The 12,730-nt window shown below is 41.6% G+C and carries 13 protein-coding genes; 6 read left to right on the forward strand and 7 right to left on the reverse strand.

Translation table 11 applies throughout. From position 1 onward, the window contains the following. Positions 1 to 8 precede the first annotated feature (8 nt). On the reverse strand, positions 9 to 302 hold the full coding sequence (locus GTQ34_RS01640) for a GNAT family N-acetyltransferase (RefSeq protein WP_166522016.1): 294 nt from the start codon (positions 300 to 302) through the stop codon (positions 9 to 11). 166 nt (positions 303 to 468) lie between these two features. Here GTQ34_RS01640 and GTQ34_RS01645 point away from each other — a divergent pair, with 166 nt between their 5' ends. Together GTQ34_RS01645 and GTQ34_RS01650 are read left to right on the forward strand one after the other, a co-directional pair. Next, a complete protein-coding gene (locus GTQ34_RS01645) occupies positions 469 to 1,131 on the forward strand; it encodes an alpha/beta hydrolase (RefSeq protein WP_166522746.1) in 663 nt (220 codons plus the stop codon). A gap of 45 nt (positions 1,132 to 1,176) precedes the next feature. Then, the gene (locus tag GTQ34_RS01650; RefSeq protein ID WP_166522017.1) at positions 1,177 to 2,127 is read left to right on the forward strand and encodes a lytic transglycosylase domain-containing protein; all 951 of its coding nucleotides are present in this window, start codon (positions 1,177 to 1,179) and stop codon (positions 2,125 to 2,127) included. Between the two features lie 4 nt (positions 2,128 to 2,131). On the opposite strand, the gene GTQ34_RS01655 is transcribed toward GTQ34_RS01650, so the two are convergent. Then, the gene (locus GTQ34_RS01655) at positions 2,132 to 2,647 is read right to left on the reverse strand and encodes a DUF2892 domain-containing protein (protein WP_166522018.1); all 516 of its coding nucleotides are present in this window, start codon (positions 2,645 to 2,647) and stop codon (positions 2,132 to 2,134) included. A 175-nt stretch (positions 2,648 to 2,822) separates the two neighbouring features. On the opposite strand from GTQ34_RS01655, the gene rpmH reads away from it, so the two are divergent. Together rpmH and carB are read left to right on the forward strand one after the other, a co-directional pair. After that, a complete protein-coding gene (gene rpmH / locus GTQ34_RS01660; RefSeq protein ID WP_014031402.1) occupies positions 2,823 to 2,981 on the forward strand; it encodes a 50S ribosomal protein L34 in 159 nt (52 codons plus the stop codon). 98 nt (positions 2,982 to 3,079) lie between these two features. Continuing rightward, complete coding sequence (gene carB, locus GTQ34_RS01665) at positions 3,080 to 5,932, forward strand: carbamoyl-phosphate synthase large subunit (RefSeq protein WP_166522019.1); 2,853 nt, start codon at positions 3,080 to 3,082, stop codon at positions 5,930 to 5,932. Between the two features lie 62 nt (positions 5,933 to 5,994). Here carB and GTQ34_RS01670 read toward each other — a convergent pair whose 3' ends face one another. The 4 genes from GTQ34_RS01670 to gndA form a co-directional block, all read right to left on the reverse strand. Further along, a complete protein-coding gene (locus GTQ34_RS01670; protein WP_166522020.1) occupies positions 5,995 to 6,771 on the reverse strand; it encodes a hypothetical protein in 777 nt (258 codons plus the stop codon). Between the two features lie 36 nt (positions 6,772 to 6,807). Continuing rightward, complete coding sequence (locus GTQ34_RS01675; protein ID WP_166522021.1) at positions 6,808 to 7,413, reverse strand: DUF7151 family protein; 606 nt, start codon at positions 7,411 to 7,413, stop codon at positions 6,808 to 6,810. 148 nt (positions 7,414 to 7,561) lie between these two features. After that, a complete protein-coding gene (locus GTQ34_RS01680) occupies positions 7,562 to 8,161 on the reverse strand; it encodes a hypothetical protein (RefSeq protein ID WP_166522022.1) in 600 nt (199 codons plus the stop codon). Positions 8,162 to 8,239: 78 nt separating this feature from the next. Further along, the gene (gene gndA / locus GTQ34_RS01685) at positions 8,240 to 9,646 is read right to left on the reverse strand and encodes an NADP-dependent phosphogluconate dehydrogenase (protein WP_166522023.1); all 1,407 of its coding nucleotides are present in this window, start codon (positions 9,644 to 9,646) and stop codon (positions 8,240 to 8,242) included. A 158-nt stretch (positions 9,647 to 9,804) separates the two neighbouring features. On the opposite strand from gndA, the gene zwf reads away from it, so the two are divergent. Together zwf and pgl are read left to right on the forward strand one after the other, a co-directional pair. Further along, a complete protein-coding gene (zwf, locus tag GTQ34_RS01690; RefSeq protein WP_166522024.1) occupies positions 9,805 to 11,337 on the forward strand; it encodes a glucose-6-phosphate dehydrogenase in 1,533 nt (510 codons plus the stop codon). 137 nt (positions 11,338 to 11,474) lie between these two features. Further along, positions 11,475 to 12,188, forward strand: a complete 714-nt coding sequence (gene pgl / locus GTQ34_RS01695; RefSeq protein ID WP_166522025.1) for a 6-phosphogluconolactonase — start codon at positions 11,475 to 11,477, stop codon at positions 12,186 to 12,188. Here the strand turns inward: pgl and GTQ34_RS01700 are convergent. Beyond that, positions 12,185 to 12,730 carry an acyl-CoA thioesterase gene (locus GTQ34_RS01700; protein ID WP_166522026.1) on the reverse strand — a complete coding sequence of 182 codons (546 nt, stop codon included), beginning with the start codon at positions 12,728 to 12,730 and terminating at the stop codon, positions 12,185 to 12,187. The genes pgl and GTQ34_RS01700 overlap by 4 nt on opposite strands.

Here is a 12,730-nt window from a genome sequence, read left to right on the forward strand (position 1 = left end):
TTGCCCTATCAGATACGAATACCCACCGGCAACATTTCCTTGTACTGTCTGTTCTTTCTCAAGAAACCTGCAATGTGCGGACTTGTGGGCACTACTCTCAGGTTTTGCTCTTGGATGTGGTGCAGAACGGCCTTGATAAAAGTTTCTTTAAAGCCATCTTGTTCAATTTCTTCTGGAATTACGAGCTTGGTCAAAAATACCTTTCGTTCTTGGGAAGAGTACTCAATTTTTGCTAAATGCCCATTTACTTTTGTTTCGAATTGGCGCAAGAAACTATTGTCATTGATTTCCATTTCTGTCATATAGTTTTATTTTAAAATTGATTCGGTCACAATACCAACACGGTGAATCCAAGTCGGCGCCCTTTTTGATGTTATTTTGTTTTTTTGGCGGGGCTATTTGCAAAGGGGATACAAAAGTAGTCAAAAAATGGGTAATTTCCTAGTTTTAATCGATATTTGGCGAGAAATGCCCGAGGATAAAACACACGTTTATTTGATGCCGGGAATGGCTGCCAACTCTTCCATTTTTGATGGTATCCAGTTGCCTCCCGACCGATTTGTGATGCATAAATTGGATTGGTTCCTTCCAGAAAAGGGAATGTCCTTGAATGACTACGCAAAAAAAATGTGCGATAACGTTCTTCATGAAAATCCTGTATTGCTCGGGGTGTCCTTCGGCGGAATGTTGGTCCAGGAAATGGCGAATCATTGTAAACCATTCAAAACAATTATCGTCTCTTCGGTAAAAAACCATAGCGAGTTGCCCAAGCGGATGGTGTTTGCCAAATATACCAAGGCCCACAAGCTGTTGCCCACAGGTTTGGTGAACAATGTGGAACTGTTGGCCAAATATGCTTTTGGCGAAACGGTGACCAAACGTTTGGAGCTATATGAAAAGTATCTGTCAATCCGGGACAAAAATTACATCGATTGGTCGTTAGATCAAATTGTGAACTGGAAACAACACGAGCCTCCCAAAAATTTGGTACAAATCCATGGGGAGAAAGATGCCGTATTTCCCATTGGTAATATCCGAGAGTGCATAATCGTTAAAAACGGAACCCATACCATGATCATTCATCGGGCAAAATGGTTCAATGAACATCTACCTACAATTATTTTAGAATAAGGGAGTTCTAAATAGTATCTTTATAGTACAGAAAGAAAAATGCCTATGAAACCTCTAAAAAATATATTGGCTGCGATTGGATCGGTTGCGGTAGTGAGCACACTGGTGTTCGCTGTACAGTCCGATGCTGTTGAAGAAGTGAAAATACAGCCTGAAGAAACCACAGATAAAAATGTGGCCGAAGGCTATCAAATAAGTGCCATAGAAATCCCTGAAGATTTGAATTTTGCTGGAGAACCGGTTCCTATGGATGATCCTGAGGTAATGGAGCGTGTAGATCGTGAGTTTTTGGTGAATACCTATTGGCAGTCCAACGCCCTATTGTTGATGAAGCGCGCCAACAAATACTTTCCCATTATCGAGCCCATATTGGCCAAGAATGGCATTCCAGACGACTTTAAGTATCTGGCCATGGCCGAAAGTGGGCTCACAAATGCGGTTTCACCTGCTGGAGCCAAGGGAATCTGGCAAATTATGAAAGCCACAGGCAAGGAATATGGATTGGAGGTTAACTCCAATGTGGACGAGCGGTACCACGTGGAAAAAGCTACCCAAGTGGCTTGTAACTATCTGAAAAAATGGAAAGAACGTTTTGGCAATTGGACCTTAACAGCGGCGGCATACAATGCGGGACCTGCTGGAATCCGTAAATACATGGGTATTCAAAAGGCAGATAACTACTATGATCTCTTGTTGGGAGAAGAAACGGGACGCTACGTTTTTCGAATCATGGCGATTAAGGAAATCATCTCAAATCCCAAAAAATATGGTTTTGAACTGGACAAAGAGGACCTTTATGAAGCTGTGCCCACCTTCTCGGTGGAAGTGGATACCGCTGTGGCAAGTTGGGCTGACTTTGCCCAAGAATATGAAATCAGTTACAAAGTGCTGAAAAGGCACAATCCATGGTTGCGAGAGCCGTATTTGTACAATGATTCTGGAAAAAAATATGTAGTGGAAATACCCAACAAAGGGTATTACAGAAGTGCAAAATAGACCTCTAAATTTTCTTCATCTGCTGCTGCATCATCTTGATTTGCTCGGTCAGCATGTTATTTTTGTCCAATTTTTTCGCTTCTTGGAGTAGCTGGGTGGCTTCACGCTTTCTTCTTTTCTGCATAGCAATTCCTGCAAGGCTTAATTTGGCCATGGCCACATCATAATCCATGGTAAGTCCAAATTTCAAGGCCTTTTTAAAATATTTTTCGGCCTGGGTCAGGTTCTTTTGTGAATAGATGATGCCGTGGAGGTAATTGAAGTACCCTTGTTGTTTTTTGATCAGGGCCGATTCGGGATTTTTGATTTTGTTTAACCATCTTTGGGTACCCTCCATATCTTGTTTGCGCATCCGCAGAAATGCCAGTAGAATAAACTCGTTCCTGAAATAGAGAAAAATGAAGACCAGGGAAAGAAAAATCAAGGCAATGCCATTACCTATATACCCTTCAATAAACTGGTATACAGCATAGCCGATGATCAATGCGGCTATAACAAGTTTTATATTTTTGTTGAACATGATTCTTCGTATGGTTTTAGCTAAGATTACGAGCAGGCAAAAGTAGTAAAAAGTAAATTAAATATTTTTAAAGGGCATTTGTCAAAGTAAAAACTCTTTGTATATTTGCGCCCAGAATTTTTCGGGAAGTATGACCTTCCTTTTTAGAAAAAAAATCCAGTAAAATAGTTCGGAAATGAAAAGAACGTATCAGCCGTCAAAAAGGAAGAGAAGAAACAAACATGGTTTTAGGGAGCGCATGGCGACTGCCAATGGAAGAAAAGTTCTTGCACGAAGAAGAGCAAAGGGAAGAAAAAGACTAAGCGTATCTTCAGAGCCAAGACACAAAAAATAATGACTGTCAATAACTTTTAATTAAAGGTGCTACTTTTCAAGTTTAGCACCTTTTTTTTGACTTATTTTTAAATTTTTAACAACGAGTAACTCTATAGAATGCCTAAAAGAGAAGATTTAAAATCCATTTTGATTATTGGTTCTGGCCCTATTATCATTGGCCAGGCATGTGAGTTCGATTATTCAGGATCCCAAGCGCTTCGGTCCTTAAAAGAAGATGGTATTGAGACCGTCTTGATCAATAACAATCCGGCCACGATTATGACCGACCCGGTGATGGCGGACCATATTTATTTGAAACCGCTGACGACCAAATCAATCATAGAGATTTTAAAGAAGCATCCCAATATTGATGCGGTATTACCGACCATGGGAGGACAAACTGCATTGAACCTTTGCATCGAGGCCGATGAGAAGGGAATCTGGGAAGATTTTGGAGTAGAGATCATCGGGGTGGATATTGATGCCATCAACATTACCGAAGATAGAGAACAATTCAGGGCATTGATGACCAAGATTGGTGTTGGCATGGCACCACAGGCTACCGCCACTTCATTTTTGAAGGGAAAAGAAATCGCACAAGAATTTGGTTTCCCGCTTGTAATACGCGCTTCGTTCACATTGGGGGGAGCAGGGGCCTCTATAGTATACGACCCAGGAGATTTTGACAAGCAGCTCAGTCATGGATTGGAAGTTTCTCCCATCCACGAGGTTATGATCGATAAGGCCATGATGGGATGGAAAGAGTATGAATTAGAGCTCCTTCGAGATAAGAACGACAATGTGGTCATTATTTGTACCATTGAAAATATGGACCCCATGGGGATACATACCGGGGATTCGATAACCGTGGCACCTGCGATGACCCTTTCAGATCGTACTTTTCAACGCATGCGAGATATGGCCATCCACATGATGCGTAGCATCGGGGATTTTGCGGGGGGATGTAACGTGCAATTTGCCGTTAGCCCAGATGAGAAAGAAGACATTATTGCCATTGAGATTAACCCGAGAGTATCGCGTTCATCTGCCTTGGCATCAAAAGCAACGGGGTACCCCATAGCTAAAATTGCAGCCAAGCTCGCCATAGGGTATTCTTTGGATGAATTGGAGAATCAAATCACAAAATCCACTTCGGCCCTCTTTGAACCCACCTTAGATTACGTAATCGTAAAAATTCCACGTTGGAATTTTGACAAATTTGAAGGATCTGACCGAACCTTAGGCCTTCAGATGAAATCTGTGGGTGAGGTTATGGGAATCGGACGGTCTTTCCAAGAAGCCCTGCACAAGGCCACTCAGTCCTTGGAAATAAAAAGAAACGGTTTAGGTGCAGACGGAAAAGGGTATAAAGACTATGACCAGATCATTCATAAACTTAGAGTGCCAAGTTGGGACCGGGTTTTCGTAATTTATGATGCCATTCAATTGGGAATCCCATTAAAACGAATCCACGACATTACTAAAATTGACATGTGGTTCTTGAAGCAATATGAGGAACTGCATTTTCTGGAGCAGGAGATATCAAAATACACGATTGAAAGCCTACCTAAAGCACTCATGTTGGAAGCCAAGCAAAAAGGTTTTGCAGATCGTCAAATTGCTCATATGTTGGATTGTTGGGAGAGTGAGGTCCACGCAAAACGTGTAGATTTTGGAATAAATCGCATATACAAATTGGTGGATACCTGTGCCGCCGAATTCAAGGCGGTAACCCCTTATTACTATTCCACGTTTGAAGAAGAGATAGAGACGTCAGATGGCCAACGTTTTGTGGCCAACGACAGTGAAGTGACCGACAGAAAGAAAATTGTGGTACTGGGATCAGGTCCCAACCGTATCGGTCAAGGCATCGAGTTTGATTATTGCTGTGTCCATGGTGTATTGGCAGCGGCTGAATGCGGTTATGAGACCATCATGATAAACTGTAACCCCGAAACGGTCTCCACAGATTTTGATACGGCCGACAAGCTCTATTTTGAGCCGGTTTTTTGGGAGCATATCTACGATATCATCCGTCATGAAAAACCAGAAGGGGTTATTGTTCAATTGGGGGGGCAAACAGCTTTGAAATTGGCTGAAAAGTTGGATAAATATGGCATTAATATTATTGGAACGAGCTTCAAATCCTTGGATCTTGCCGAGGACCGCGGAAGTTTCTCCACCTTGTTAAAGGAAAACAATATTCCATATCCAAGATTTGGAGTGGCCGAAACCGCGGATGAAGCCTTGGAACTAGCCGATGAGTTGAATTTCCCGCTCTTGGTAAGACCTTCTTACGTGTTGGGGGGTCAAGGCATGAAAATTGTCATCAACAAAGAGGAATTGGAGGCTCATGTGGTTGACCTACTTCGAAAAATACCAAACAACAAACTGCTGCTGGACCATTATTTGGATGGCGCCATTGAGGCGGAAGCGGATGCCATTTCTGACGGGGAGGATGTTTATATCATCGGAATTATGGAGCACATTGAGCCTTGCGGAATTCATTCTGGGGACTCCAATGCAACCTTACCTCCGTTCAATTTGGGTGAATTTGTAATGCAACAAATAAAAGACCATACCCGGAAAATTGCATTGGCATTGAATACTGTTGGGTTGATCAATATCCAATTTGCCATCAAAGACGATATGGTCTACGTTATTGAGGCAAACCCCAGAGCATCTAGAACGGTTCCCTTTATTGCCAAGGCTTATGGAGAACCTTATGTAAACTTTGCAACAAAGATCATGTTGGGCGAAAAGAAACTTAAGGACTTTAAGTTTAACCCCCAATTGGAGGGTTATGCTATAAAACAGCCCGTGTTCTCGTTTAACAAATTCCCAAATGTGAACAAGAATTTGGGACCGGAAATGAAAAGTACCGGAGAAAGTATTTTATTTATTGACAGTCTTAAGGATGATGAGTTTTACAATCTGTATTCCCGCAGAAAGATGTATTTAAGTAAATAGGTATGGGAGTTTCATACCCTTAATAACTAAAGAAAAGCCGTTGAAAATCAACGGCTTTTCTTTTAATCTTTTGTTTGTTCCAATTTCTCCAGTCGTTCCGATAATTCCTTAATTAGCTCATTCTGCTTTGACAAGTTTTGGTTGAGATGCTTCAAACTATCTATTTCTTTTTGTTGCTGTATGGTATGCAGGGTGAGTTCTTCAATTTTTTGAAGCAATTTTGCATCCATTTGACCCAATTCGATGCCATTTTTCCGTACTTCTTTTGCACTTGGAATGTTTGGAAGATGCCCATTCACTTTGATATAGTTTTCAATGAAGAACAAGCTAGGTAAATCGTAGTCACTTGTGAAAACAAAGTCTGGCCAGTTTCCCTCTAGTTCTACCTTCACACTTTCAGCGACCATATTACCGGCCACTGCCAGCAAATATCCTTGCGTATTTGTGGTTCCTATCCCCACATTCCCTGTTGTATAAGAAGCATCATTACCAGAAACACTCCACGGCGAAGAAGGTAAAGCAGCGCCATTGATCAAAATGTCCGTGGCATTGATTGTACCGTTCACATCCAAGGCAAATCCGGGACTGTTGGTTCCGATGCCAACATTGCCAGTATTATAAAAAACACTCACTCCAGAAACATTCCATGGAGAACTTTCCATGGCGCTTCCATTGACAAACAGTTGCGTTGCATTGATTGTCCCTACAATGTCAAGACTATAGCCGGGGGTTAGGGTTCCAATACCAACATTTCCCGAGGCTGGAAATGTGTTTTGTCCAAAGGCAGAAATACCAAAGAACAAAAAAAGAATGGTGTAAAATGGGGTAACTTTTTTCATAATGTCAATAATTCTATTTATTGAACCTAAAAGGTCTTATTCGTATTCTCTCAGTTCAAACGACAAGTTGCTGAAATCATCCGCAAAGGCATTGGTTCCATTTTGGAGTTCAATACGGACTTCATTGTCTCCTACAATTTCGCCACGCACTCCTGTATGCGTGGTAGGGGTCGTATAAAAAATAACGGTTTTTCCAATATCGATGTTACTGTCCAATGATCCTACATACTTTCCCTGAGACTCCCTGGTCCAAACAATGGACAATCCCAAAGTGTTTTCCAATACCGTGGAAGTAGGGTCTTGGGTTCCAGTTTGGTTAATCAAGGAAACATAAGAAAGAAAGGGAAGTCCAGAGGCATCACCGTTGCAAAGAAACTCAGTGGCATCAACTTCAGAAGCCTCCAATTGTCCATTATCGTTTATATCCTGACCAACTTCAATTTTATAGCCTCCGTTAGAGCAGTTTTCGCCAGGTTGCTCGATCAAAGTGGTTATTAAGCTATTCAATCCGTTCGTTCCATCGGTGCCATCAATTCCATCCCTACCATTTGCACCATCAGCACCATCTTCTGAACTGCAGGCTGCAATAGAAACAAATAGTAGGACAATCGCAAAAAATCGAAATGAAAGAATATTTTTCATGAGGTTTGTTGGGGTTAAATACTCGCTTTGCAAAGTTAGGAAAGCATTTACTTAACCCATGGCAGCATAAGCTGGAAAATACGATAATTTAGATGAAGTGCATACAATTTCGCTGTATGGGGTTTACAACAAAGGTGTTTTCGCAAACTCATTCTACTAGTTTAAAGGAGTTCGCAATATGTTTAAAAGCCGCTACATGGTTTTCTTTTTCGGAACTTAACGTATAAGACATCACCATGTAAATTTTGGCTTTGCCCTCGATTAAGGTCAGTAAATAAAAAATATCCTCTTCAATGCCTGGTACGGCACCTGTTAGCTCTACCATTTCGGCTTCCATACCATCAATTTTAAGGGGTACGGAAGTACTTTTAGTTTTTATATCGACAGCTTCAGAAAGCAATCGCATTTGAATTTCTGTATACATTGAAATTAGGGATTTGTCTGCGTGTTTGCCTTTTGTGGGTTTTAAAAGAGGCTCCAGTCTGGCTTTAGGTTCTCCAATTACAATGGTATAGATTTCTTTATCTGTATTTTGATATTGCAGCGAAGCTTGGTTGTTAAGGCCCCTGGCATTTTCCATGAAGTCAGGCAAAGAGAGAAAATATTCATTACCGACTTTTACTTCTTTAAAACCGTTCTCCGCGGTTTGGTTATTGGTGGCATCTTTTGCTTTCTTGTTACTATCAACACAGGACGTCACAATAAGTCCCATTGTCAGCAGATAGCAAAATGCAACATATTTTTTCATGCGAAAAGCTTTAGCAAATTTTAAATTATTTATGATTTTTTTATTCTGTCAAACCTCAAATTAGCGAATAGTTTGTGTTTATTCCCACTCGGTATGGAAAACACCCTCTTCATCTAACCGCTCATAGGTGTGCGAACCAAAAAAGTCCCTCTGGGCCTGTATCAAGTTAAGAGGTAAACGTTCACTGGTATAAGAATCAAAATAGGTTAACGCATTGGAAAGTCCAGGCAGCGGAATCCCATTTACCGCGCCATAAGCAACCAACTCACGAGCAGCACCAACAGTTTCTTGTATCTTATTTTTGAAGGAAGGAGCAAGCAAAAGGTTCTCCAAGCTTTTATTTTCTTGATAGGCTTGGGTAATATCCGCCAATAGTGCTGCACGAATGATACATCCAGCCCTCCAAATTTTCGCAATTTTCCCGAGCTCCAATTCATAGCCATATTCCTCAGACGCATCGGCAAGTTGATGCATGCCCTGGGCGTAGGCCATGATAAAGGCAAAGTATAGTGCTTGCTCCGCTTTTTCAATAAAACTGTCTTTGTCGACTTCTTTGGGAATAGGCCTGTCATACATGGCATCAGCCTTGATACGTTCGTCCTTTAATGCGGAAATCTGACGCATACTTACTGCAATATCAATGGTCGGCACCGGAATGCCAAGGTCCATGGCATTTTGAGAGGTCCATTTTCCGGTACCCTTTTGCTTGGCTTTGTCCAATATTTTATCCACTAAATAGCCTTCGCCCAAATCATCTTGTTTACCAAAAATTTTGGATGTGATTTCGACCAAAAACGACTGTAACCTGCCGTTGTTCCAGGTGTTGTATGTGACCTGTAGTTCTTCATTAGTGAGGCCTGCAGATTTTTTTAAGAGGTCATAGATTTCTGAGGTGAGTTGCATTAATCCATATTCAATGCCATTGTGCACCATTTTTACATAATTCCCAGCGGATTTTGGTCCTAAATAAGCAACACAGGGCTCACCCTGATACTTGGCGGCCACGGCTTCAAATATCGGTTTCACATGTTGATACGCTTCACGTGAGCCTCCGGGCATAATACTGGGCCCTCGCCGTGCCCCCTCGGCCCCACCAGAGACCCCGGCACCAAAGAAGTTTATTCCTTTATCCTTAAGAAAGGCTTCACGGCGGTCCGTATCAGTATAAAAAGAATTGCCTCCGTCAATAATAATATCACCCTCGTCCAGATGGGGAAGCAGGTTTTCAATGACCTTGTCCACAATTTCCCCTGCGGGGACCAACAACATAATCTTACGCGGACTGATCAATGCCTTTACAAAAGTGGCCACATCGGTAGCTGCATTCACTCGGGCCGTATCCCCACCTTCTTCAATCAAAGTATTTACTTTCTCTTGATCCAAATCGTTTCCAAAGGCGGTAAAACCATTATCGGCCACATTCAAAATAAAGTTGCGTCCCATTACCCCAAGGCCGACGAGGCCAAAATCATAATTATCTGGCATATATTACATTTTTATGCATTAATGTTGAGACAACACCGAGTAAGCTATGTGCTGAATTCCGAACCTAAAATAAACGTTATATTCGTTATGCTCAAATATAAATGGCTTCAACACAAAAGCTGAGGCATTTTGGAACATCTTTTTAGTTTTGATAGTATATGAAAAAAACAGATAATCAAATCCTGGTAATTTTTGGTGCTTCTGGTGATTTAACGGCAAGAAAATTGATTCCAGGTCTCTTCAATCTTTATTTGGCTAAGCAGCTTCCAGAGAAATTTATAGTACTGGGAACCAGCCGGAGTGATTTAACGGATGAAGATTTTCGAAAAAGAGTTGTCTATGAGAGCCCTTATTTGAAAGAAAAACTGGGAACTCAGGAAAATGGTAGGGCTGAAAGTTTTGCCAACATGTTGTTTTATGAAGATTTGGGTGGCGATTACGACACAGATTATAGCAATTTGCGAAAAAGGGTGGAGACGTTGAAGGAAGAATTCAATACTTCTGGCAACATCATATATTATCTTTCCACACCTCCAAGATTATATGAGACCATAGCCCAAAATCTGGCCGATGCCGGTATGAATACACAGAATAACGGTTGGAAACGATTGATTGTGGAAAAACCGTTTGGCTACAGTTTGGAAACCGCAAAGAAATTGAACAAGGGACTGCACCAATATTTTGATGAATCACAAATCTATCGAATTGATCATTATTTGGGGAAAGAAACAGTCCAGAATCTGCTGGTAACCCGATTTTCAAATAGCATTTTCGAACCGCTTTGGAATAGAAACTATATCAAGCATGTGGAAATTACCAATGCCGAAAGCGTAGGGGTTGAAAAAAGAGGTGGGTATTACGACAAATCGGGGGCACTTCGTGATATGTTCCAAAACCATTTGCTACAAATTGTGTCCTTGGTTGTGATGGAACCCCCCATTGGAGACGAACCTGAGGAGATCCGGAATGAAAAGGTAAAGGCTTTAAAATCCCTTCAGATCATGAAAGATCACAAAACGTTGTACAATAATACCGTTAGGGCACAGTATGTGGCTTCAGAAGTCCATGGAGAACGGGTAAAGGGCTATCGTGAAGAAGATGGGGTCGAATCTGATTCCATTACAGAAACCTATGCCGCCATCAAGTTTTATGTAAACAACTGGCGATGGGAAGGCGTTCCATTTTACGTACGGACTGCCAAACGCATGCCCACCAAAGTAACCGAAGTGGTGGTTCACTTTAAATCACCACACCATCAGATTTTTAAGGATTCGGGAATGAACAACAAGGATAATAAGTTGATCATTCGTATTCAGCCTGACGAGGGTATTTTGGTGAAATTTGGAGTTAAGGTACCCGGACAGGGCTTTAAAGTTGAACGGGCTAACTTGGATTTTTACTATTCCAGCTTAACCCAAACCTATGTTATGGAAGCCTATGAGCGCCTACTTTTGGATGCTATGCAAGGAGACGCCACCTTATATGCGCGGGCCGATGAGGTTGAAGCTGCCTGGGAGTTTGTAGATCCCATTTTGGATTATTGGAAGAATGGCAAGGATGTGCGTATGTATGGATATGCGGCGGGAGTTTGGGGACCGGAAAATGCTGACGACCTTATCGAGGGCAATGGATTCTGGAGAAATCCAGGGAAGAATTTGGCAGATGACCCAGGGTATTGTGTGATTTGTTAAGTTCAATAATCAATAATCAATAATCAATAATCAATAATCAATAATCGGATTGCGTATGTCAGTTCGAGCGCAGTCGAGAACAATTTGATTATTGGAAAGCATAATCGAGAACCAATAAATTTTTGCAAAATAACCTAATGGAGCTAAAAATCTATAAAGACAAAAATGAAGTTGCTGAGGAGTTTTCAGCCTTTTTTGCTGAGAGGACCAAAGGGGACAAACCCTTTCATGTGGCACTTTCGGGAGGAAGCACGCCCAAGATTGTATTTGATGTGTTGGCTGATAAGTTTTCAGATGGAATAGATTGGAACAACATTCATTTTTACTGGGGTGATGAACGTTGCGTGCCTCCATCAGATGATGAGAGCAATTACAAAATGACCGTCGAGCATCTTTTTTTAAAAATTGATGTCCCCCAAGCAAACATCCACAGAATTTTAGGGGAAAATGACCCAGAAGGTGAAGCCATGCGGTACGCAAATTTGCTAGAAATCAATTTGGATAGGGTGGAGGGAGTTCCACAATTCGACTTGGTGATTTTAGGTATGGGTGATGATGGGCATACGGCATCTATTTTTCCGCATCAAATCGAGCTTTGGAATTCCAATGACCATTGTGTAGTCGCCACACATCCTCAGTCGGGTCAAAAGCGGGTTTCCATTAACGGAAAAGTCATTAATATGGCAAAGGAAGTGGCCTTTTTGGTTACGGGAAAATCTAAAGCTGAAAAAGTGAAGACCATTGTTGAAAAAGCAACGGGATACGAAACCTTTCCTGCTTCTTTGGTGAACCCTTCCTCAGGAAACCTGTTTTGGTTTTTGGATGAAGATGCTGCTTTGGACCTGGACTAATCTAAATCCAATTTTGCGTTTTCACCTTTTAGAAATGTGACGTACGCAGATCTATCCAAAATTTCGCCATCATATTTGGAGTCTCTCCGATAGACGGCCATTTTTCGCTCCAAACTACGCGCAAATCGTCTCAACCCCTGTTCATCGTTTATGAGCAATCCGGGCACGGGTTTGTTATTTCCCGAATCGTCCTTAGCGACCATGGTAAAGTATGAAGAGTTGCAGTGCCTTTTTTTTCCTGTTTTAACGTTTTCAGATTCCACCCGAACACCCACTACCATAGAGGTTTTGCCCGTATAATTTATGGAAGCCTTTAGGGTAACCAATTCTCCCACATCAATGGGGTTTAAAAAATCCACCCGATTTTCAGAAGCCGTAACGCAATAGCTTTGTGAATGTTTAGAGGCACAGGCAAAGGCTATTTGGTCCATTAGATTAAGGATATGCCCACCATGCACTTTACCTCCAAAATTGGAATGGGTGGGAAGCATAAGCTCAGTAATGGAAACCTGGGATGCGCTGGCCAATTTAAATGTATCCAT

The sequence above is a fragment of the Flagellimonas ochracea genome, assembly GCF_009903685.1.
In the GTDB taxonomy this organism is placed as follows: Bacteria; Bacteroidota; Bacteroidia; order Flavobacteriales; family Flavobacteriaceae; genus Flagellimonas; species Flagellimonas ochracea.